General features: G+C 45.8%; 22 protein-coding genes and 1 tRNA gene. 14 read left to right on the top strand and 9 right to left on the bottom strand.

Features of this window, described 5'->3' with window-relative positions; translation table 11 throughout:
* Positions 1 to 1,066 precede the first annotated feature (1,066 nt).
* On the top strand, positions 1,067 to 1,837 hold the full coding sequence (locus QUA54_RS23520) for a hypothetical protein (RefSeq protein WP_333416521.1): 771 nt from the start codon (positions 1,067 to 1,069) through the stop codon (positions 1,835 to 1,837).
* Positions 1,838 to 2,283: 446 nt separating this feature from the next.
* On the top strand, positions 2,284 to 2,730 hold the full coding sequence (locus QUA54_RS23515) for a hypothetical protein (protein WP_333416520.1): 447 nt from the start codon (positions 2,284 to 2,286) through the stop codon (positions 2,728 to 2,730).
* Between the two features lie 219 nt (positions 2,731 to 2,949).
* On the opposite strand, the gene QUA54_RS23510 is transcribed toward QUA54_RS23515, so the two are convergent.
* On the bottom strand, positions 2,950 to 3,504 hold the full coding sequence (locus QUA54_RS23510) for a cyclic nucleotide-binding domain-containing protein (protein WP_333185581.1): 555 nt from the start codon (positions 3,502 to 3,504) through the stop codon (positions 2,950 to 2,952).
* A gap of 337 nt (positions 3,505 to 3,841) precedes the next feature.
* Positions 3,842 to 4,825 (bottom strand): DUF1517 domain-containing protein, encoded by a 984-nt coding sequence (locus QUA54_RS23505; RefSeq protein ID WP_333416519.1) that lies wholly within the window; start codon positions 4,823 to 4,825, stop codon positions 3,842 to 3,844.
* Positions 4,826 to 5,128: 303 nt separating this feature from the next.
* Between QUA54_RS23505 and hemB the strand changes: the two genes are divergently transcribed.
* Both hemB and QUA54_RS23495 read left to right on the top strand, forming a co-directional pair.
* Positions 5,129 to 6,112, top strand: coding sequence for a porphobilinogen synthase (gene hemB, locus QUA54_RS23500; protein WP_172187314.1), 984 nt, complete (start codon positions 5,129 to 5,131; stop codon positions 6,110 to 6,112).
* A 499-nt stretch (positions 6,113 to 6,611) separates the two neighbouring features.
* Positions 6,612 to 7,100, top strand: a complete 489-nt coding sequence (locus QUA54_RS23495) for a GNAT family N-acetyltransferase (RefSeq protein WP_333416518.1) — start codon at positions 6,612 to 6,614, stop codon at positions 7,098 to 7,100.
* Between the two features lie 179 nt (positions 7,101 to 7,279).
* On the opposite strand, the gene QUA54_RS23490 is transcribed toward QUA54_RS23495, so the two are convergent.
* From QUA54_RS23490 to QUA54_RS23460, 7 genes are all read right to left on the bottom strand, one after another.
* On the bottom strand, positions 7,280 to 8,215 hold the full coding sequence (locus tag QUA54_RS23490) for a HAMP domain-containing sensor histidine kinase (RefSeq protein WP_333416517.1): 936 nt from the start codon (positions 8,213 to 8,215) through the stop codon (positions 7,280 to 7,282).
* Positions 8,216 to 8,240: 25 nt separating this feature from the next.
* Complete coding sequence (locus tag QUA54_RS23485; protein WP_333416516.1) at positions 8,241 to 8,834, bottom strand: L-threonylcarbamoyladenylate synthase; 594 nt, start codon at positions 8,832 to 8,834, stop codon at positions 8,241 to 8,243.
* A 13-nt stretch (positions 8,835 to 8,847) separates the two neighbouring features.
* Positions 8,848 to 10,125, bottom strand: coding sequence for a YcxB family protein (locus QUA54_RS23480; RefSeq protein ID WP_333416515.1), 1,278 nt, complete (start codon positions 10,123 to 10,125; stop codon positions 8,848 to 8,850).
* Positions 10,126 to 10,237: 112 nt separating this feature from the next.
* Positions 10,238 to 11,125, bottom strand: coding sequence for a peptide chain release factor N(5)-glutamine methyltransferase (gene prmC, locus QUA54_RS23475; RefSeq protein WP_333416514.1), 888 nt, complete (start codon positions 11,123 to 11,125; stop codon positions 10,238 to 10,240).
* Positions 11,126 to 11,277: 152 nt separating this feature from the next.
* A complete protein-coding gene (locus tag QUA54_RS23470; RefSeq protein WP_333416513.1) occupies positions 11,278 to 12,138 on the bottom strand; it encodes a Tic22 family protein in 861 nt (286 codons plus the stop codon).
* 149 nt (positions 12,139 to 12,287) lie between these two features.
* Positions 12,288 to 12,361: transfer RNA gene (locus tag QUA54_RS23465), tRNA-Pro, on the bottom strand.
* Between the two features lie 466 nt (positions 12,362 to 12,827).
* On the bottom strand, positions 12,828 to 13,379 hold the full coding sequence (locus QUA54_RS23460; RefSeq protein ID WP_172187348.1) for a GNAT family N-acetyltransferase: 552 nt from the start codon (positions 13,377 to 13,379) through the stop codon (positions 12,828 to 12,830).
* A 246-nt stretch (positions 13,380 to 13,625) separates the two neighbouring features.
* Between QUA54_RS23460 and QUA54_RS23455 the strand changes: the two genes are divergently transcribed.
* From QUA54_RS23455 to lptC, 10 genes are all read left to right on the top strand, one after another.
* Positions 13,626 to 13,802: a hypothetical protein gene (locus QUA54_RS23455; RefSeq protein ID WP_333416512.1), complete on the top strand. Its 177-nt coding sequence runs from the start codon at positions 13,626 to 13,628 to the stop codon at positions 13,800 to 13,802.
* 85 nt (positions 13,803 to 13,887) lie between these two features.
* Positions 13,888 to 14,613 (top strand): hypothetical protein, encoded by a 726-nt coding sequence (locus QUA54_RS23450; protein ID WP_006631881.1) that lies wholly within the window; start codon positions 13,888 to 13,890, stop codon positions 14,611 to 14,613.
* 251 nt (positions 14,614 to 14,864) lie between these two features.
* On the top strand, positions 14,865 to 15,095 hold the full coding sequence (locus QUA54_RS23445) for a helix-turn-helix domain-containing protein (protein ID WP_333416511.1): 231 nt from the start codon (positions 14,865 to 14,867) through the stop codon (positions 15,093 to 15,095).
* Between the two features lie 750 nt (positions 15,096 to 15,845).
* On the top strand, positions 15,846 to 16,037 hold the full coding sequence (locus QUA54_RS23440; protein WP_333416510.1) for a hypothetical protein: 192 nt from the start codon (positions 15,846 to 15,848) through the stop codon (positions 16,035 to 16,037).
* A 37-nt stretch (positions 16,038 to 16,074) separates the two neighbouring features.
* On the top strand, positions 16,075 to 16,944 hold the full coding sequence (locus QUA54_RS23435; protein ID WP_333416509.1) for an alpha/beta hydrolase: 870 nt from the start codon (positions 16,075 to 16,077) through the stop codon (positions 16,942 to 16,944).
* A 300-nt stretch (positions 16,945 to 17,244) separates the two neighbouring features.
* Positions 17,245 to 18,387: a heat-inducible transcriptional repressor HrcA gene (hrcA, locus tag QUA54_RS23430; protein WP_445301579.1), complete on the top strand. Its 1,143-nt coding sequence runs from the start codon at positions 17,245 to 17,247 to the stop codon at positions 18,385 to 18,387.
* 108 nt (positions 18,388 to 18,495) lie between these two features.
* The gene (locus QUA54_RS23425; protein ID WP_333416507.1) at positions 18,496 to 18,747 is read left to right on the top strand and encodes a hypothetical protein; all 252 of its coding nucleotides are present in this window, start codon (positions 18,496 to 18,498) and stop codon (positions 18,745 to 18,747) included.
* A 164-nt stretch (positions 18,748 to 18,911) separates the two neighbouring features.
* Positions 18,912 to 20,519 (top strand): methionine--tRNA ligase, encoded by a 1,608-nt coding sequence (gene metG / locus QUA54_RS23420; RefSeq protein WP_333416506.1) that lies wholly within the window; start codon positions 18,912 to 18,914, stop codon positions 20,517 to 20,519.
* Positions 20,520 to 20,609: 90 nt separating this feature from the next.
* Entirely contained in the window at positions 20,610 to 21,215 is a 606-nt protein-coding gene (locus QUA54_RS23415) for a LabA-like NYN domain-containing protein (protein ID WP_096831201.1), read from the top strand.
* 204 nt (positions 21,216 to 21,419) lie between these two features.
* Positions 21,420 to 22,616 (top strand): LPS export ABC transporter periplasmic protein LptC, encoded by a 1,197-nt coding sequence (lptC, locus tag QUA54_RS23410; RefSeq protein ID WP_333416505.1) that lies wholly within the window; start codon positions 21,420 to 21,422, stop codon positions 22,614 to 22,616.
* The last annotated feature ends 284 nt before the right edge of the window (positions 22,617 to 22,900 follow it).

Raw genomic sequence — 22,900 nt, 5'->3', positions numbered from 1 at the left:
GTTAATGGAAATCGGAGACTGTAGAGTTAAATTTGGCACCTATTTTGCTGTGGCTGATGACAGGTTGCAGTAGCAGTGTCTCGGTTATGGAGAGGCAACTTGCAAAACGCACGATCGTAGTTCCAAACCAGTTTATCTCAGCCACAGGTGATTTAGCAGCTCTGGAAAAGAAAAATCGATACAGGGGAGCGTTTTGAGATGGCGGCGTTCCTAGCACTAGCACCGCGTAACGCCGTTAGTGATACCAGTTCAAAAGATGAATGCAACTGTGGACAAGCTGCAAACCCATACATAATCTGCCATTGCTCATCTCAAGTCTCAAATCTCAAATGCTATGAGTTGGGTAGAATGTGACCGAAAGCATCTAGGATACAAGCCCCCGCATTCATCCGTGGATAAATAAAAAACCTGTATCCGATAAAGGAGCCCCCGAATTTATCCGTGGGGTCAATGCTTCAATTCTTTAATCTAAAATCTAAAATCTAAAATCTAAAATCTAAAATCGATTGACTTCATCCCGATCGCTAAATAGATGAACTGCGAAAAGCATAAGTAGTCAAAAGCGAGTGAAATGAAGCAATCGCACAGGTTGTGATTAGTTTACATTTTGTTACATGGTCAAGTTTTTGCGTGTCGCTCTACTTAATCCCAATGACTAATTATTGAGAAGTTACGCACTCTCAAAAAACAAACCGTTTCTTTTAACTCTTATTGATGGGTTAAAGCCGGTGTATTTTCCTGGAACAAAGCAGGGGCCTGGAAACCCTGGTGTCGCGGAATATGACTAATCACTAATAAACTGGGTTTAATAGGACGATTGCTTAACTGTCACAGCTTATTCCTGCACACCTAAACAACCTATCCACAATCAGCACAACATTCCAGGATTTAGGTATAGCAAGTATTTGTGGGAAAAAACTTGGTTCCTATCAACCCTTGACCCGCACTATTACTCATAACGAATAAACTGGGTTTAATAGGACGATTACTTAACTGTCACAGTTTATTCCTCCATACTTAAACAACCTACCCACAATCAAAACAAGATTCTACCAAGGCGATAGTTATGTATTACAGTTTTGCAGGTTTCGGTGCGGCGACGGGCATATTTTTATTGTTAGTTTTTGCCATTCTGCAATGGCTGCACGTTTCCGCTGGCAGTTTTATTGATTGGGTAATTGCCATTGCTATTTTTGAATGGCTGTTGCTGATAGTTACAGTTCCCTGGAATATCCATTTTGAAGCTAAAGAAGTTTTAGCGCAAGCTGCAGAATCTACCAAAAAAAATATTGCTGTCGATCAGGAACAAGTCAAATACGTTACTGTATTAGTTAGCCGATCGCTCTTTGTGGCGATCGCACTTCACCTGTTTAGCGCGATCGCGCTTTACGCCCTAGCCGCCGCTGGAATTAGTGCTATTGGCTATCTCAGTTCCGCTGCTGCACTGCTGTTAACTGTAATGCGTCCAGCTATCCGAGGTTATCATTATTTAGTCCAGCGGCTGACAACTATCCGCCGCCAATTTTTGCACCCCCGCGAAGATATTGTCGAACTCCGCAGCCGCTTTGCAGAATTAGAATCTACAGTTAGAGATTTGAGCAATCAATTAAGTTCAGACAATCCGAATTCGTGGGTGGCTGTCCAAAATCGGGAGCAACAGGCCATCAAAATACAATTAACTAATTTATCCGCATCTCTACAATCTTTGCAAGCTACAAATCAGGCAGAACACACTAAACTCAGAAGAGATGCAGAAAGTGCGATCGCCCAACTCACCGATGACGGACAGTTTCTCAACCACGTCCGCGAAATCATCCGCTTCTATAAAGAAGCATAAAAGAAGTCATTAGTGATTAGTCATTAGTGATTAGCGATCAGTCATTAATGATTAGTCATCAGTCATTCTCCCAACTACCCATTCTCAATTTCCCATTCCCAATTATCTACCTTTAGATAGATGTCAAATACTCGCAGGCTGTGAAAGCGGCAATGTAGAGATAATTTTATCAGTCTTGAGGAAGACTCAATAAATGTATTTTTCATATAGCAACCGCCCTGACGGTTAGCACGTTCTTAATTCCTGAAACCCTTGCCGAAGATTGCTTCTTCCTTTTCTCGTAGATAACTAAAACCTTTTTGCTTCTTCCTTGTTCCTTCAACATCTGCTATAAAAGCAAGTTCTCGAAAACTATAACCAAAGATAGTTTGTGAATGAGCTAGCTTGGCCTTAATATTTAAACATAAGCCAAACATCTTTTTGAAAAGATAACTCAGGAATAAATCATGACTAATCGCCAACCAACACCGCCCGACGAAGAAATTAGCAAATCAACACCCGCCGACGAACAAATCGAAGCTAATATGGAAGCCCCGCACTACGACAGGGGCATTACTCCTGCGGAGACAGCAGCGCGGCAAGAACGCGAAGGCGCTAACTTCATGCACCCTACCACCGAAGGGAAGCAGAAAGGTGCAAAAACTGATGACCAAACCGATGACGAAAGCATTCACACTACAGATGGTTATACAGTAGACAAAGAAGGTCTAGTTAACAATTACGCGATCGAACCGGAAATGTACGTCAACGAACCGGGCGATTTGAGAGCAAAAGAGGAAGCCGAAGCCCAAGAACGCGCTCGAATTCTCGCAGAAGTCAAAGATAAAAAAGGCGAGGAAGGAAAACTAACCGATGAAGAAGACACCCGCGGCAAAGGGCCGGGAATTATCTAGATTGTGTGGTTGGTAGTTGCATTTGGGCGCGCGAGGTTGCAACTGTAAAGCAAAGGGGGGGTTGTTATAGTTCCGGCAGTTATCGATCGATATTTCCGGTAAAACCCGCCCCTATCTTGCTGGAGACTTCTGTTTTTAGATTTGAGAGTTTACATCGATAAATTACCGTCTGTATTGGTCTGTTTTCACAGCACAAACTCAAAAACGCCTTAAAATTACTCAAGCCCTAACATTTTCCTTCAGCCAATTAAACTTAGCCTGAGCTAGCGCCAAATTTTCCAGGACGTTAGGATTGATATCCTCCCGTTCAAATTCTGGTTTATCTAATTCTATATTGCGCCCGTATTCTATATGTCTGATCGTACCGCGCATCCTGTCTGCCAGACACAGTGAAATTCCATAATAAAACCGGGAAGCAAAGCCCATATCCTGTTGAAGTTTGATTACTAACTGCCGCCTGGGAATTGCCAGCAAGTGAGTTTCTTCGATCGCCTTCACCGTTGCCAGAGGAGGGCGAGCGTCAATAAAAGAGACTTCTCCAACCAGTTCTCCGCTGGCTATTTTAGCAAGTTCTTTAGTCGCCTCAGCCTCGATCAAAACGCTTAAACTCCCATCCAAAACAATGTATAGCGCATCGATCTGTCTCCCTTCATGGATCAAAATCGCGCCCGGATCTAGAACTTCCTTTTTGCCTTTTTGGACGATCCAGTTGATATCGTCATTATTTAACTGGCTCAAAATGAAAAGTGCTTTTTTTCTGCTGCTGTCGGCCATAAGTTTAGCTCCCGATGTTTCTTTTTTCTTATATAAAATTTAGAGTACACCCGGTTGCAACTTCTTCCGAAGCAGTAACTCCTGACTCAATCAGTTTTTTTTATCCTGCCTAACTTCTTCGCCAAACTTTTCTCGGGTCAGCCTTGCCCATAGCAGAAGATCGATCGAACTGAATCATAATCTCTAAATAGTAGCATTTGTTAAACAATCTTTTTTAAGTCGATCGGCATCCACAAAATCCCGCGAAATGCCCGTCTCAAAGGCAATTGGGTTCGCCCCCACAGTTTTGGGGCGGGATGGGGCGCGGCAGAAAATGCTCCGCGCCCAGTCTTGCTCACTAAATCGATCGCAAATCAGGATAGCCGGCCAACATATCGTCAGCAGTCAGAGTGTCCCCGTTCGCTTGAGGAGTCCACAGCACCTCAACCGCCAGCAACTGCTCGCTCGATACTCCGCCAATCTGGCGCAAAGCTTGGCGCAAATCTTCAGAGTTTTTCACTGCTGGCAATTGCAATTTGCCTTGAGTACCGACAAGCACCGTCACCACAATAAATTCCCCGGGATCTGAATTCAAATCAGAAGCAACCAGCGCGCCATTTTCCTGCGAACCTGGCAGGATATTGCTGCTCCCTGCTTGGCGGAGCTGATTGTTATAATTCGAGAGCGTTTCTTCAGTAAATTTACTGCGTTCTGCCAAAGAAAGTTGATTAAACTTAGCTTCGGCTGCTTCTAAGCGAGTTTGCACAGATTCAGCGCCCGCGTAAACCCAGTATTCAGGATGCCGCAGCAGCGCCAGAGTAGATTCTTGCACCACTTGAGCGCGACCGGCCGCTGTATCGGTATCCGCTTTGCGCGCTAGGGAGTCGAGTTCGGCTTGCAAACCGCGAGCCTCTGCTAGCAAACCAACTTGCAAGCGGGCGACAGATACGGTGGTAGTGGGAGCGCTGTTGCCCAGTTCGTCAGTTCCGCCTCCGGCGCGGCGGAAGCTTTGGACGAGGAAATTAGCGATCGAGATAAAAATCAAAATCGAGAACAGGCCGCCAAACCCGCCCCCAAAGCCAAAAAACGGCAGTAAGAACGGGAAACCGAAGCCGCCGCCAAAGCCACCGCCCGGGTAGTAACCGCCTCCCGACGGCGCGTAAGTGCGGCTCGGCGATGAGTAACTGGGCGCCGGAGCTCTAAAAGATCCGCCGCCGATGCGTCCTCCGCTGCGGGCTGCCAGAGCTCCGTCAGCGTTACCGAGGGCTAGCGTCAGTACCAGACCGATCGCGAATAGTGGTTTCAAAAGCGGTTTCATCTTTGAAATTAGTTGCTTGTACATAAGACCGTTACTATTCGATACATTTATAATTTACCGTCTATTCTCGCTTCTGGGCACCCTGGTTGCAGGTGTGAAGCCAGCGAGATATCCGTACTAACCGATCCGAGAAGCAGCGTTAAGGCTGTGTCTGGGAAAGGGAAAGGCTACAAAGGACTTGCATTCCTGACTGCGAACAATGGACATCGCGGGTTTTACAGAAGTTTACTTAAGTACAGGGCGATCGGCCAACAATAAGCTCTAGACTTTTAAAGAAACCCCGCGAGTCCTAGAAAACAGGCATTTATCTACCGTAAAAAAAACATTATGTTTCCAACTCACCGCCCCCGCCGCCTCCGCAACCATCCCCAACTCCGCCGGATGGTACGCGAAAATATCTTGACAACCAGCGATTTAATTTACCCCCTATTTGCCGTACCGGGGGAAGCTTTTGCCAAAGAAGTCACATCGATGCCGGGAGTTTACCAGCTATCGGTAGACAAAATAGTAGAAGAAGCAAAAGAAGTCTACGACCTCGGCATTCCGGCTATTATTTTATTCGGCATTCCCGCAGATAAAGACACAGATGCTACAGGTGCTTGGCACGACTGCGGCATCGTCCAACAAGCGACGGAAGCAGTTAAAAAAGCCGTACCGGATTTAATCGTCATGGTCGATACTTGTCTGTGCGAATATACCAGTCACGGTCACTGCGGCTATTTGGAAGTCGGAGATTTAAGCGGCCGCGTCTTGAACGATCCCACACTAGAATTGCTGAAGAAAACCGCAGTTGCTCAAGCTAAAGCTGGTGCAGATATTATCGCACCTTCGGGAATGATGGACGGTTTTGTCGGAGCAATCCGCCAAGGATTGGACTCCGCTGGATTTGAAGATATTCCCATCATGTCTTACGCCGCAAAATACGCCTCAGCTTATTATGGCCCGTTCCGGGATGCGGCCGATTCTGCTCCGCAATTTGGCGATCGGCGCACCTATCAAATGGACCCTGGAAACGGCAAGGAAGCTCTCAAAGAAATAGCTCTCGACATTGCCGAAGGCGCAGATATGCTCATGGTTAAACCCGCTTTAGCTTACATGGACATCATCTGGCGCGTGAAGGAAGCAACTAATCTGCCAGTTGCTGCTTACAACGTTTCTGGAGAATATGCGATGGTGAAAGCCGCCGCCCTCAACGGTTGGATAGACGAAGAAAGAGTAGTGATGGAAACTTTGACAGGATTCAAGCGTGCTGGTACTGATTTGATTTTGACTTATCACGCCAAAGACGCCGCCCGCTGGCTGCAAAACTGATTCACTCGATTAGAAATTAGAGATTAAAGAATTGACTCCACAGCACAATTTTCGGGTGTTCTCGTGGAGTCAATACCTCTCTCGATAGATGATTTTTGAGCAATTAGGTAGCACACAAGCTATCGCTTACGCTTACCGATGGACGACGCCTCGAAACCCCGGGTTTTTACCGTTTCAGTGGGCTGTAACGAAGTATTGCTATGAAAAAACTCGGTTTCTCTGCAGACAAACTCCAGACCCCTAAAAAATCAGTCATTCCCATCTAAAATCTCAAATGGTATGAGTTATAAGTTGAGAATTTTGAGTCAAAGACTTTTTTACAAAATTTACCCCAAAAAGTATTAATCATCACCGAAATTACTTAGAAAATATGTATCAATAAAAATAGTTTTGTAAATGGGGAATTCAACCATTGATCGTTCCCAAGCAAAATCAACTTTCACTCCTGTAAAACAGTAAAAGTCACACAGTTTAGATACAACTTGAAGGCAGATTGAGCATGACATCAACGACTAGGGATTCCAGTCACATTCAATTTTGTATAGGTCGCGATCGCGCAGACATCGCACAGATCCAAGAACTATTTAAAGCCGCCGCCTTTTGGGCGAGGGAACGCAAGATAGAAGATTGGGAAATTGCGATCGCCAACAGCGAACCAATTGTTACAGTGTGGGACGGCTCACGGGCGATCGGCTTTGCCAGGGCCACCTCAGACGGCATCTATCGAGCCACCATCTGGGATGTCGCCATTCACCCGGATTACCAAGGTGCAGGACTCGGCCGCAAATTAGTGCAAACCGTCTTGAGTCACCCTCGAATGTGCCGAGTAGAGCGAGTTTATCTGATGACAACTTACAAACAAAGCTTCTACGAGCGCATCGGTTTTCAGAAAAACGCTAGCACCACCATGGTACTTGAAAATCAGCTTCTAGAAGAGAATCTCGAATTAGAAATTAGCAACGGCGAATTGCTAAAGGCTAATTGTTAAATAAGCAGAAAACTTGCACCCAAATTGCCTCAAAATCTCTTAAATGTAGGTGCGCATTGCGCACCTTACTCCCGATCGATAATTTCCCTCTTCCTTCCTTCTTCACTCTTTCATCTTGACGCTTGACTTCTTCCCTCCATCCCTTAATCCGTTAAACAATCCATTCGCTTCTTCCTTCTTCACGAATTTGCCAAAGGAATAGAACACTGAGTCCGGTTAAAATTGGACTCTTCGGACTCAGAAGGCACAGCCAGAACCTCCAACTTTCCGTTCATCAAACTTAAAAGAGTCTGATTCATCAATAACCTCATTCCAGAAGACACCTTAGAATTATCGCTGCTCTTAGTAGCATCACACTCCAAATCGTGCTTAAGCAAATCCCAAGACTCGCTCCAAGCACTCACGGAACGCTGATCGTCAACCCAAATGTGAACGTATCCAGATTCCGGCGAAGAATGCGCCGAAACAGAAATACTCCCCTCCTCCATCTGAGCAACAGCCGTATCTACCAAATTGACTAAAACTTGTCTAAACCTCGGCAAATCTGCCAATACATAAATTCCGGGATCTGGCGGTAATATCTCCAAACGAATGCTGCGATTTGCAGCTTGCAAGTAAGTTAAATCATCTACTTCATCAAAAATCGCAGCTAACTGAATCGGCTCAATATCCATCGTTTCAGTGCCGTGTTCAGTTTTAGCAACAAAGATAATTTCATCTATCAATTTCACCAGCTTGAGTGCGGCGAGGTGAGCTTGCTCGACAAACTCTCGTTCCTCAGCAGGATCGTCGCACAGATCCGACAGAATTAATTGCAGCGTACCAATCATACTGCTCAGGGGCGATCGCAACTCGTGAGAAGTTCGAGCCAAAAAACCCGCCTTAAATTGGCTCATCTCCGATGCCATCTGATAAGCCAATTGAGTTTGCTTAAGTTGCTCGGAAAGGGCATCAAACTTCTCTAAGTGAATTTCTTGAGGAGGTGGCTGCACTTTGGGCGCAGGTTCGGGCGGTTGCGACCTTTTTTGCCGCAGGCGCCAAATCCAACTGCTTCCCAAACCCAACCCCAGTCCCATACCTAAATATATCAAGTCGCTCCAGCCGATCGGCGCCATATTGCTTTGCCTTGGAGTTTAGCTTTTAGCATTCTAACTCGATCGTGCCTTGTCGCAATATTTCCCACTCGCTGCCCGTCCATTTAGCCACAGTGGAAGGCAAACTCGAAGCTGTTGTCGCTGTTGCTAATTCAGAAGCAACTAATGTCAAGACTTCTGGAAAGTGAGCCTCAATTTCTGCCACCGATTCCAGAGGCGGCTGCCCGGATAAATTAGCACTGGTAGTAGCCAAAGGGCCTGTCTGCTCTAGAATCTTTAGGGCAAGGGGAAGGTTAGGTACTCGTATTCCGATTGTACTCGGGTCGATGGGATTCATCGCCGCCGGGACTTTTGGCGAAGCCGGCAGCACCAAAGTTAACGCCCCCGGCCAATAGGATTCGGCCACTTGCTGCCACAATTTTAACTCTGCTGGACTTCCCTGCACGTAAGGCCACAAAGCCTGGGCCGATGCTGCCATCAAAATCAGCGGTTTGTCTTGACTGCGACGTTTAGCTGCAAAAATCAGCTCCGAGCGATCTGGACGTGCAGCCAAAGCGGGTACAGTATCTGTGGGAAAGCTTACAATATAATCTCCTGAAATTGCCCCTTGAATCAAGGAGGCGATCGAAACTTGAGCCATTCGATTTTAGATTTTAGATTTTAGATTTTAGATTGAGCAATTGTGCCTGCATTTTCTTGAAATAATTATAGCGGCTTTTCCCGATATTGTTGTGCAGCAATTTTTTGAAATCAGACAATTCCTCTTCACCGCTAAATGCACGCTTGGGAAGTATAAAGTGCGATATTTTTGACACAGGATAGAGAGACGGTACAGGATAAATTAATAATAAATTTCTGGTTTCAATAAATACTTTAAAAGCTTCCCATTTAAAGTTTGCTTCCCAACTAGGAGTTTTAAGTGCCAGCCGATCTCCTATCACTTCCACCGTCGTAGGTTCCCCCCAGTTCATCTGCATGACGCTCATCGGCATCTTTATCTTTATGCCACCGGGCTTCACCAAAAAAATATCTAAAATTTTACTCAATAAGACTAGCAGGGCTACAAAAACAACGCCCACCATTAACAAGTAGATTTGTTTCAAGATAATTGCTATCACCAAAAAGTAGACTCCTATTAGTAATTCCACTTTCACCAATTTTCTATTTAATTTTCTCTTGATAGATTTTGAGGTGTGTGCTGTATCCCCATTAGTAGCTTCTATGAAATCTTTAAAATTCAGTTGAAACTCAAACTTCCTGGCTTTCATATCAACAACGTGAGGAACTGGCGGAATATTGCTGTATAGCAATTCTCTAAAACCTTGAAGCTGCTCTCGATTAAATGGTTTTTTTGGAAAAAAATGCGGTATATTGGAAGACTCCTCAAGATAGAGAACGAACAAACTTTTTGTCTCTAACAAGTGCGAGTAAAATAGCCACTTGAGTTTGATGCTAACCTTTTCAGTTTCTAACTCCAGTCCAGATTCAGTTATTTTTAAAATAATAAGTTCGTGCCAAATATTAGTTCTCTGTCTCCACGGAGAGAGTAAAAGGAGTCTCAAAAATTGAGATATCCAATGAAGAAGTTGTAAAATTGCCCATATTAACAAAAAAGGCCCCACTGAAATTTCAGATTCGAGGCCAACAAATTTAATCGTCGGGAAAAAAAGCATATACCAAAAGAAAAACCGATCGAACGAGCTGATATTGCGCCACTCTAGGAACTTCACAATAGGAATGTAGCAGATGCCAAAACCTAGAATGAAATAACCCCAGACGGGATGTTGGCCAGCGATAATATTGACAATTCCCCACCCTGCAAGAACGACAGCAAGACTCCACAATTCGAGTGTCTCGAAAGGATCGAATTTCGGGGACATTCTACTAGCTTCTAAATATTCTTTGAACGTAAACTGGTATTCCAGCTTCACAGTGATACCTCTTGGGTGCTGAGTGCGATCGCAGTTTTTACCCCAACTATAATCTCTCAAAATTAAGCAAGTATGCACACTCGAGAAATTCTCTCTTTGCTAGCCTTGCTCCCTACCGCCGATAGGCTAAAGCAAACCGATCGATTCCTGCTAAATCCGAAAATATCTGAACTTCACGGTAACTCCCGTGACTTTGCAGCATATCAGCTACCGCCTCAGCTTGTCCAGCCATCATCTCAACCAGCCAAACTCCCCCGGATTCTAAATAATCGGGAGCCGTTTCTACCAAATGCCGGATGCACTCTAACCCATCTAAACCGCCGTCTAAGGCCAGATGAGGTTCGTGTTGGACAACTTCCGGTTGCAGAGTCAGCACCGTGCTGCTGGGGATGTAAGGGGGGTTAGACACCATGCCGCTGACTTGACCTTTGAGAAATGCTAACGGTTCCCACCACAAACCTTGATAAAAATTAACTCGCGATCCAAAACCCAAATTTTCAGCATTCAGTCGAGCAACTGCCAAAGCTTCTGAACTGCAATCTACCGCATAAATCTGAGCATTTGTCAACGCACCAGCCAAGCCGATCGCGATCGCCCCGCTGCCCGTCCCCAAATCCACCCAATGCGATTTTGGATTGATACAAGAGCTTTTAAGAGCTTCTACAGCCAAATCGATCAGCAATTCCGTTTCAGGACGCGGAATTAGCACCGCAGGCGTTACTTTGAGCGAAAAATGCCGCCAATGTGCAACTCCCGTTAAATACTGCACCGGCACCCGTTCCTGCAAGCGCCGCTGCCACAATAGAGTAAGTTCAGATAAAGACAACTTTAATTCAATTTTTGGCAAATCTTTAAACGACTCCAAACGTAGAGCCAACCTATCCAAAGCAGCCAGCTCTTGCAGCAGCCAGTCGATTTCTGCTAGGGGAATGTCAGAGGCGATTGCCTCCGCCTTAGCTTGATTCACCCACTGCCAAAGCTCTAAACCAGAAACAAACATAGGACTTTTTAGTAACAGGTAATTGCTAATTACTAATTGGCAATTGGTAATTCTAATTAATAAGTAGAATTGATAAATAGTAGGTTGAATCGAGAAACCCAACCTACTAACTAAAGACTGATGACTGATGACTGATGACTGCTGGCTAACTATTAGCGAGTCGGTCGAGCAGGAGCCGGAGCAGGAGCCGGAGCAGGAGCCGGAGAGGCAGGAGCCGGTCGAGTTTGATTCGGAGCAAGCTGTGGATTTTGGCCCGCACCGGCAGGTTGGAGCGATCGCACAAATTCCAGCGACTCCCGCGAGGGAATCAAAATCATTTGGGTCAAAAACGGGTCGTTCTCAGTGCGCAAAGCTTCCAAAACGCTCTCCAAGTTCACCACCTCAATCTTAATTGCGGCAGTCACGTTCGGCTGCTGCTGCTTAAAACGATCGACCATTCCTTGCAAATCCTCCTTGTTAAAAAACAAGGGAATCACCTCTTGTTGACCCCGCTGAATCGTCAAATAACCATTTTCCGCGCCGCCTCTGGCCAAAAACAGAGGTACACCGTTGAACTCGTTAACTTGTTGACCAGTCTGCTGAAGTACAGTTTTAGCCGACTGCACCTGCACCGGAGCCGGAACGAAAGCAAATTGCACCTCCTCCGGCTTGCCTTTATTTGCTTGAGTGAGCTGATAAATTTCCCCCAGCGACACGGGCATCACGCGCACCGACGCCGCCAACTGAGGATTTTTGGTTTTCAGTTGATCGACAAAAGCTTGAGCATCTTTCTGGCTGATGAAAATTCCCGCCACGGAAGCATTACCAGTTTGACCCTGACCCTGCTTGGGAACAGAAGCGATCAGGGGCGCACCCTGAGCGTCTGTAATCGTAAATACCGGCACCGATCGCAATTTTTCCAAAATTTGCGGTTCCGGCAGTGCCAGTGCCGACATCTTGCCAATTGGGGAGGGGCCCAGCAGAGCGCTGCCGACAATTCCCAATATTGCGCCCAAACGAACTAATGATTTCATGTTTTTTCCATCAGGAACGATCCTGAAACACATTAACGCAAAGACTCGCGCTTTCACACGATCGGCAAAAACTGCCTGCGTTTTCATTTTGACCAAATGTAAACATCAGAGGCAGTTTTTGCTTCAATCTATTATTTAACATTATTCGATCGGGATGACAGGATTTGAACCTGCGACATCCTGCTCCCAAAGCAGGCGCGCTACCAAGCTGCGCTACATCCCGGTGTTATAGTTAGCTAACCTCTAACAATTAACGCACAAAATCGCTAGCTTGTCAAGTTTTTTTAAATATTTAGCTCTTGATGCAGCTAAGGCGAAGTTTTTTTCAGGTTGTGCGGTTTGACCCCACCCAAAAACGGATACCGTGCCACGTACTTCTCTCGTGAGCCGCCCACAATTTTAGACTCTTGTTCAAGCTCCCAGATTCATCTGTGGAATAAATCTCAAATCTCAAATAGTTCGACTCAGCGGTCACGGTCGAGTCGCGATCGCCGAACGTCTCGCCGAAGTCTCACGCCGAAGTCTCAAATCTCAAATCGACTGACAATAGTTGCACAGCTTCATAACTGCCCTGCTGCCGGGATACATCCAAGCGTAACTGACCGCAACGCACAGGTGCAGTCGGTGTTGGCAGCGTTAATATTGTATGGTATTTCCTCAACAAATCAACGCCGACCTGCACCTCTGGGCTAATCTGGATACCAAAACATACCTTTAATCCCCTCTGGATCGGACATAAAGCCCAAATTGCGGTAAAAATCCACCACCTGAGGGTCAGCAAATAAGGTAATGTTGCTGATATCTTCACTGCGGAGTTTTTTAATGATGTATTTCATCAGCGCCTTGCCCATGCCTTTGCCCTGGTAGTCAGGATGAACTACCACATCCCAAAGCGTGGCATTAAAAGCATGGTCTGAAGTCGCTCTGGCGAAACCCACCAGCCGTCGCTGGCTGCCCCGCATCTCCCACATAGAGACGACTAGGAAGCTGTGCTGAATAGCTTTTTTGACTTTACGCAGGGGACGGCGGGACCAACCCACTGCATTACAAAGTTCTTCGAGTTCGTAGAGGTCAATGTCCCGATCGCAACTGAAAAAGATGCGAGCGTTGCCGCTGGCGGGTTTGCGAAACGTTGGGGAAAGCGGATCGCCTAACCCAACAGCCACATCTTCCTCAAAATCCGCTGTTTGGGGTACAGAGGCAGACTCAGAACTACTAAATAAGTTTTTCCAAAAACCCATGCAGGCGCGGTTAAGGTAGTAGAAGTTGGACGACGAGAAAGAGAACCAGACAGATAAGCCCACTCCGATCGGCGTAGGATCAATTGCCGGTAGCCTCTTGAGGAACAGTTTACGGTACACTCATCTTACGCCGAAAACAGGGATTTGTCGTCCAACATTGAGTCTGCGCTTTTTTGATTCTGTCAATTTTGGTAGAACAGTTCTGCTAGCCAGTGCCCGGACAACCCGCTTTTAAGGTAAAATTTGTTGCCGAACCAGGACAGAGGCATTTTGGGAAATGCTTCTTTAGAGTGCCGCCGATCGCGCCGGAACTTATACCCTTGGTGGGAAATACCACTGGAATGGCGCAACGGTGACATTCTCGTGATAAGTTCTCAGACAGATTTGACTTTTGCTTTTAGTGAGGAGACGGGCACAATTTAAGTCGAATCGTCGAATCGAAAATCCCATTGCCATAAGGCATGGAAGAGTCAATACCTATTATATTTCCCGCACCTTCTCCTCAATTATGGCTTCGGGTTTAAAACCATCTACACTAGAACTTCTCAAGCGCTTTAACCGAGCGTTTCCGCAGTTTTATGAGCAATTTGTCAGCAGCGAAATCCAGTTGCAAAACCTCAAATTAGCTTACCAGCTTTACAAAACTCGGCAAGCAGTCATCGAAATCCGAGCCGAAGGTAACAAAAGTGCCCTGCATTTTGCTTACCGGAACCAGTCTTTTCTACTGAGCGATATTTTTGGAGTGCTCGCGGCCTACGGACTCACGATTCACAGTCTGAGTCTGTACGGTCAAATTTACCCGCCCATGCTGGTATTTATCAAATTGGTCGTATCTCGCGGTGGCAAGGTACTGGCAGATAAAACAGCAGAAAACGTCTGTAGAGCCGTTCGAGAGGCATTGGCGGGGCATTTTGAGGTTGAAGAGATGTTGGCGGTTGAATTTAATTTAGACGCAGGTTTGGAAGATGTGGCAACTGAATTCTACGTCGATCCGGTTTTCCACTTGCCAGCTTTGCTCATTGAAGCAGATAATCAACCGGGACTTTTTTACAAAGTTATGTATGCCATCTGGCAAGAAGATTTGTTGGTGGTAAATGCTAATTTGCTGGTTTGGCGGGGGCGAACTCGCCTGATTCTCTACTTGTTGGGGCCAAATGAAAGTTTAATTCCCGAGTATCTGGGGCAGAAAATCGCTGAGGGGGTACGACAAAGATTGCTGGGCGAGCGATTTTAGGGCAAGCTGCCGAGTTCTAAATAACTAAATTTACATAAGTAGACATTAGTTTGCAGAAGTTTTCCAGTGACATAGGGTTAAAAGCTCGGCAAGATTGTTCGTACAAACGAGTAGAGATAGCGGTTCTCATAAAAATGGGATACGCCTAAACAATCGTGTTGTCAAGCTTTTTAAGTTTGATTGCGTACCTCATCTACCAAAGAACCGCCATAATACAAAAGACGTGCGAACTCAATACGGGAGTTTAAAAAGTGCAACTTTCGTTTAAGACAGAATTAAAACCTAATAATCAACAGGTGGCTCTATTCCGTCAACATAGTAGAGTAGCAAGACACGCTTACAATTGGGCGAACGGGATAATGCTAGAAGTATTGGCGTTGCGAGCAACAGATAAAACCGTAAAAATTCCTAAACCTATCAAATTACCAAAACGTTTTGTAGCTGAAATTCAAAGTATTTACCCGTGGTATTACAAGAGTTAAAAACTATCATCACAGCAAGCATTAACTGATTAATGTGTTTTTTTTATAGAGCAAGGTACAAAATCTCAACCAAGAATTAGCAACGATGGTAAGCGTATCAAGCTCCATAAAATAGGTTGGGTTAGACTGTGCGAAACGTACCCATTACAACCGTACACAATTGCGTAATTAGTCGCACCGCTGACCGATGGTTGATAGCGGTAAGATATGAGATATAATCGCCCATATTCGAGGTAGAACGACTGTCTGTGGGCGTTTATATCGGTATTAAAGAACTCGGTGTTTGCTCTAACAGTCAAGTATTTGGTAGCCCCAAAGCTTACCGAAAGATGAGCAAAAAGTTGAAGCGCCAACAGCGGCGGTGAGTCGTAAAATCCGATGTTATAACCGCCGTACAAATTCATTAAATAAGCTGGCTAAACTACACGCAAAAGTCGTAAATATCCGCAAAAATGCGCTCATAAACTTACGTATTACGTAGCCACAAACCGCGACCAAGTAAAAACAGAAAAATGAGCGACTAAAACCGATTTAAATAATTACAAATTAGCGGTACAATAGCCGAGTATTGAATGTATAAATTCAAAACTAAACTATAATAAAAAACAGCAAAATTTTGCTTTCTATTAAGACTGATATACAGATGGCTTTCCTGTTTTCAAATATGCTAAAATTGTGGAGATAATCACCACAAAATGCTCTTGAAAAATTGCGTTTATCTATGTTCCCGGTAATACACCCGACATAGGTTTGAATGCTGCAAAAAACATACAACGCTGGTTTGAAGGAATATTTATTACAGGGTATTCGGATAAAATGGCAAGCTATGCCAAGATTGCCTGTGAAGTGGACAAACATCTTGAGCGTCAGCTTAAGACCGGGTTGAAGCAGGAAGTAAGCGGTAAATCGATAGATTTGAGTCTTTTTGACTTATTTACATAGGTTTACATAGGTATTAGATAGCGGATAAAATAAAATTATGGCAAAAATCGACATCCTAGGGGTTCGGCACGCTTACGATTTGACGACTCCGACTGCAACTTCTCCGGTTCTGGTATTTGTCCACGGCTGGCTGTTAAGCCGTCGCTACTGGCAACCTTTGACCGATCGCTTGGCACCAAACTATCAGTGCCTAACCTACGATTTGCGGGGGTTTGGCGATTCTCAATCAGACGGAGGCCGCTATACCGAGCCTTCGGAACCGCTAAATTCCTGCTACACTCCCGCAGCTTACGCTCGCGATTTGGCAATTTTATTAGAAAAACTCGATATTTCTTGTGCTTGGCTGGTAGGACATTCTCTGGGCGGTACGATCGCTCTTTGGGGAGCCAGCCAATTGTCCGATCGCGTTAAAGGTGTCGTCTGCATGAATGCAGGCGGCGGCATCTATCTTAAGGAAGAATTCGAGCGGTTTCGAGCGGTCGGCAAGCAGCTAGTGAAAATGCGTCCCGGCTGGCTGTCTCACTTGCCGTTAGCAGATTTCGTGTTTGGCCGGGATTCTGTAGCCCGCTCGATCGGTCGCTCCTGGGGACGGCAGCGCTTGAGAGATTTCGTGAGAGCTCATCCAGAGGCAGCTTTGGGGGCTTTATTGGACTCGACCACAGAACCGGAAATTCACCTCTTGCCACAAATTGTGTCCCAACTAAAGCAGCCTGTTTATTTTATTGCCGGCACTAAAGACAAAATTATGGAACCCAAATACGTGCTGCATTTGGCTAGCTTTCACTGGATGTTCCAAGGTTGCGGCGAGAATGTCCTTCAGCTACCCGATTGCGGCCATTTGGCAATGGTGGAACAGCCGGATGCAGTGGCTAGTTACCTGCAAAATATCCTGAAAGAACACACTTAAAGGGCATTGCGTAAAGCGAAACCGAGGAATGGGGCATTGGGCAGAGATCCGGTTCGGGAAAGCGAATCTTCCCAAATAGAAAGTTACAAGTTAAAAGTTAAAACATTTTTCCCTGTTAATTCCCTCAACATCGATCCGTAAAATCACGTACACAATCCGTAAAATCCCGTACACAATCCGTTGCTGAACTCACCGAAGCCTAAATCTGTTATCTTAAATAAATAACTCTGCCCGATCGCCCTTAAGGACAGAGCTTCTGACTCGATAGTGGCAAATTGTCTCAATACTAATTCTGCTTAAATATCTGTGCGCGTTAACCTCACCGATCGGCAACAACACATCCTTTGGGCAACGGTTCGCCACTACATAGCAACAGCGGAACCCGTTGGCTCAAAAGCTTTGGCTGACGAATTCAACCTCAGCGTCAGCCCAGCTACAATTCGCAATGCGATGGGGACTTTAGAAAAAGCTGGATTGCTCTATCAGCCCCACACTTCGGCAGGACGAGTCCCCTCTGACTCCGGCTACCGAATTTACGTAGACCAGTTGATTCAGCCGTCTGATACGCTGGCCCGCAAGGTGGAACAGGTACTCGACCAGCTCAATTGGTCGGATGGTCGCATGGACGCGGCACTCCGCGGCGCTGCTCAAATCCTGGCAACTATCAGCGGTTACATAGCGATGATCACCATACCGCAAACCAATATGGCTTGCTTGCGCCACTTGCAACTGGTGCAGCTAGAGCCGGGAAAGGTGATGCTGATCGTGGTGACGGATGCCTACGAAACTCAGTCGGTTTTGGTGCAGTTGCCAAGGGACGCAGAAGGTAACAGGCCTGATGTCGAAATCGTCGATCGCCAATTGCAGATTTTGTCTAATTTTTTGAACACCAAGTTGCGGGGACGATCGCTCTCGGAACTCTCGACTGTAGACTGGAGCGAGTTAGACCGGGACTTTGAACTGTACGCTGAGTGGATGGGAACGATGCTGACTGCTTTGAGCAGCCGCCAAAGCAATCCAACCTACACGCGGATTCTGATCGGCGGTTTGGCAGAAGCGCTGCGCTTGCCTGAGTTTTCGCAGTTGCAGCAAGTTCAAACCCTGGTGCAACTGCTCGAACAAGAGCAAGAACTGCTTTGGCCTTTGATTTTTGAATCGCCTGAGTTGGACACCCCCGGGAAGCGGGTAACAGTGCGTATTGGTTCGGAAAATTCTTTAGAACCAATACGTGGCTGTACTCTGATTTCTTCGACTTACCGCCGGGGATCGGTGCCGGTGGGTAGCGTTGGGGTTTTGGGGCCGACGCGGATGGTTTACGAAAATGCGATCGCGGTGGTGGAAGCTGCGGCGGATTATTTGTCAGAAGCTATTGGCGGAAATCGAGTTAGTTTTCCTGATGGCGAGCAAGGGCGATCGGATAATCCCTTGTTAGATGCACCCTAATTTGATAGCCTCAAGCTTAACTGGCTTGGGGTTTTATTATCTGTGGACGCACTCGCAACCTTTATAAACCGGGTTTTGTGAGAAAAAACCTAGGCTTTTATACTCTTTTTGACACAAGAAACTAAAGCTTTGCGCTTGACGAGAGAGTTTTGTAAACAACCCGGTTTCTGCGTCCAGTCGAACGGCGGGTTTAGCGGCTCAAGTGAGGAGTTTTGGTACAAACCGGGTGCGCGATCGCCGACTCTATGGATGGCGGCGAAAAATGAATTGAGGACGCGGGAGCGACGATCGCGCGGAACCCGAATCCAGCAAAATGTCAAAATATTAAGACATTTTAGAGAGTTTGTCAAAAAGAACTAAAAAAGATTAGTGTTGATATGAAAGCGATATTTCTTTTGGGAATAGCCCGGGTTAAACAATTGCAAATAACTTGCAGTATATTTGGCTTCATTGCCACTTCATAAAAAATTTAACCGCTGAGTTAAGATCGAAACGAGATTTAGGGAATTTTCTTTTAGCATTCAATGAAATCGACCGATAAAACTAAGAATACCTTTGCGATCACAACACCTCTGTATTATGTAAACGATTTACCTCACGTTGGCAGCGCTTACACGACTATGGCAGCCGATGCCCTAGCCCGATTTGAGAGGCTGCGGGGCAAATCAGTTTTACTGGTGACGGGGACTGACGAACACGGGCAGAAAATTCAGCGGACAGCCGAGAGTTTGGGACGATCGCCCCAAGCTCATTGCGACATAGTGGTTCCTGGGTTTGAGGCGCTTTGGGAGCAACTCGACATCCAGTACGATCGCTTCATCCGCACAACTTCGCGGCGCCACGAGTACATTGTCAAAGAATTTTTCCAGCGCGTCTGGAACTCCGGTGACATCTACTTGAACCAGCAACAAGGCTGGTACTGCGTTTCCTGCGAAGAATTCAAAGATGAACGGGATTTGTTGCCAGGAAATCGGTGCTCTGTCCACACCAGCAAGGAAGTTGAGTGGCGCGACGAGGAAAATTACTTTTTTCGCCTGTCGCGGTATCAAGACCAACTGCTGGCCTTGTACGCAGAACGTCCCGACTTCATCGCGCCGGAAAGTCGCCGCAACGAAGTGCTGAGCTTCGTCAACTCTGGACTGCAAGACTTTTCGATTTCTAGAGTGAATCTGGCATGGGGTCTGCCAATACCGGTTGACCCCAGTCACACCATATACGTTTGGTTTGACGCTTTGCTGGGATACGTCACCGCCTTGGTAGATCCGGACAGCGACCCGACGTTGGAGAATGCTTTATCTAAATGGTGGCCGGTTGACCTGCACTTGATCGGCAAAGATATTCTCCGCTTCCACGCAGTTTACTGGCCGGCAATGCTGCTGTCAGCGGGTATGTCGGTGCCGGGCGGGGTCTTCGCTCACGGGTTTTTGACCAAAGATGGCAAAAAAATGGGGAAAACGGAGGGTAATACTTTAGATCCCGTCGAATTGGTCAAGAAATACGGCCCTGATGCAGTGCGTTACTATTTCCTCAAAGAAATTGAGTTCGGAGAGGACGGCGATTTTAACGAAACTCGGTTTATCAATATATTGAATGCTGAGCTAGCAAATGATTTGGGAAATTTGCTTAACCGCACGTTAAACATGGCTCGCAAATATTGCAGTGGCTGCGTGCCAAATGTGTCGGGCGAAAACATTGACGGCGACAACCTTCTCAAGGGTATGAGCCTGGATTTGGGCGATCGAGTAGCGGGTTTTTACGAAGAGTTGGCTTTTAGCAAGGCTTGCGAAGCCGTGCTTGCATTAGTGCGAGCCGGGAACAAGTTTATTGACGTGCAAGCACCTTGGAGTTTGTACAAGCAGGGACAGATAGAAAGTGTCGAACAAGTGCTATATTCTGTTCTGGAATCTGTTAGACTAGCATCTTACCTTTTATCGCCGATTATTCCCAATATCAGCAACGCTATCTATCAACAGCTAGGTTTTTCAATTGACTTTAACGATCGGGTTACAGTTAACAGTTTAGCGCATTTTGCAGATCATGCTGCCTGGGGCGCTTTGCCGGCAAACCAAACTCTGGGGGAACCTCAACCTGTTTTTAAGCGGCTCGAACTGCTTGAAACAGTACCTTCATAGTTGGCAGCCAGCGCTTGAGGTGCTGTGACAGACTACGAATTAGCAGTTATTTCCTTACCAATCTTTCATAAAAATTGAGGCATAAGAATCATGTTGAATAGAATAGAAAGCAATGACCTTTTTACGCCGGAACAGGTGCTAGAAAATCGGGGTCGAGTAGCAATTTTTATTGACGGCTCTAACCTTTTTTACGCGGCTTTGCAGTTAGGAATTGAGATTGATTACACTAAGCTGCTGTGCCGTTTAACTGCGGGTTCGCGGCTGCTGCGCTCTTTTTTCTACACGGGTGTCGATCGCACTAACGAAAAACAGCAAGGATTTTTGCTGTGGATGCGCCGCAACGGCTACCGGGTTATTTCTAAGGATTTGGTACAGTTGCCGGACGGTTCTAAGAAGGCGAATTTAGATGTAGAAATCGCTGTGGATATGATGGCTTTAGTGGGGTCTTACGACACGGCGGTTTTGGTCAGCGGTGACGGCGATTTGGCTTATGCTGTAGATGCTGTGAGCTATCGCGGTGTGCGGGTTGAGGTGGTGAGTTTACGATCGATGACGAGCGACAGTTTGATTAATGTAGCCGATCGCTATATCGATTTGGAAATGATTAAGGACGACATCCAAAAAACATCGCGCCCTAATTATGCTTACCGCCCTTTGTCGGGTCTGAGCTTGATGGACGAACACGACGACAGATAGGGATTTCGTAATGGGTAATGGGTAATGGATAACGGGTAATGGGTGATGGTTAATGGGTTAAATCATTGAGAATTAAAAGTTAAAAATTTAGACAAAGCATGACACATTTTTAATTTTTGATTAATAGTTTTTCTAGACCCAATTATTAATTCCCAATTACCTATTACCAATTCCCAATTACCTATTACCAATTCCCATTTGCCAATGATTAATCTCAAATCCCAAATCCCCAATCTCAAATCCCCAAAATTGATGCTGCTATTTTTAGCAGCACTGATTTTGGGGGTTGGTGCTTGTGGGGCTCCGCAAGAAACTCAAAAGAACAAATTAGCTGAGGATCTCAAAACTGCTCAACAGTCAAACAGCACTTTAACTTTGAACAAAGTAACTCTAGAGCAAGCAAACGAAAAGGGCGAGACGTTCTGGAAAGTAAACTCGCAAAATGCCGTTTACAGCAAAGACAAAAAGATAGTTAACATTCAGAAGCCTGTGGGCAAATTGTTTCAGGACGGCAAAGAAATTTACGACATTCAGGGAGAAACGGGGCAGGTATTTCAGGAAGGAAATCAAGTTTTTCTCAAAGGTAACATAGTCGCTACTGACCTTAAAAATGGAGTGGTATTGCGGGGAAATGAGTTGGAGTGGCGGCCGAAGGAAGATGTCTTAGTTGTTCGCAACAATTTGACGGGAGAGAACAAACAGGTGACGGCTTCAGCGAAGGAAGCGCGGGTTTTCAGTAGGGCTAAGAGGATGGAGTTATTCGGATCTGTGGTGGCGAATGTTAAAGATCCGGCTTTGCAATTGCGAACCGAGCACTTAGTGTGGTTTGTGGAACAACAAAAGGTAAACAGCGACAAACCGACTCAAATTGACAAATACAAAGATAAAAAAGTCACAGACAGCGGTTTTGCCGACCAAGTAGATGTAGACTTAAAAACCAAGATTGCGACGCTGACGAAAAATGCTCAGTTGATGCCATCAGACCCGCCGCTGCAAATAGAAAGCAGTTTGATGAGTTGGAATTTTCCGGCGCAATCTGTGATATCGCCCGGGCCTGTGAAGGTATTTCACCGCGTGGAAAAGGTGACGATGACTGGGGATACGGGGCGGGGAGATTTAGAGAAAAAAATCTTTTATTTGACGGGAAATGTGGTAGGAATCGGGGAAAAACGTCAAGCTCAATTAAATACCGATCGAGTAACGTGGTATTTAACTAACCAGACTTTCGACGCAGAAGGAAATGTGGTTTACAAGCAACTAAATCCGGTGTTTAATTTGACTGGACCGAGGGCGGCCGGAGAGTTGAAAAATCAAACTGTGATTGTCAAAGGCGACGGTGGCGGCGGTCAAGTAGTTACGGAATTTGTACCGGACGAGTACAAGGGAACTTTGGGAAAGTAGATAGGATTGCGATCGCAGATGCAGGCAGATGAGCGCCAATAAACGCAGATCTAATTAAGATGAGATTGAGTAAGGAGAGGTTGGGATGACAACAATTTAGAAACAACTTTAGAAAGGCTTGATGAACCTATCTTAATTGATGGATTATGTTGGCGAGAGTTTATGTTGAACTGCTTCTCTCGCATCCGGGGGGTGCGGCTGTCGTTTTTAGGAATGAAAATTTAATAACTTTAGCGTCTGCTAAATAGTCGGAACTGCACGATAATTCCATTTTGGTAGATATT

The sequence above is a fragment of the Microcoleus sp. MOSTC5 genome (assembly GCF_036701825.1).
In the GTDB taxonomy this organism is placed as follows: Bacteria; Cyanobacteriota; Cyanobacteriia; order Cyanobacteriales; family Microcoleaceae; genus Microcoleus; species Microcoleus asticus.
The sequence above is the reverse complement of the archived record's forward strand: the minus strand, read 5'-3'. Positions and strand labels throughout refer to the sequence as shown.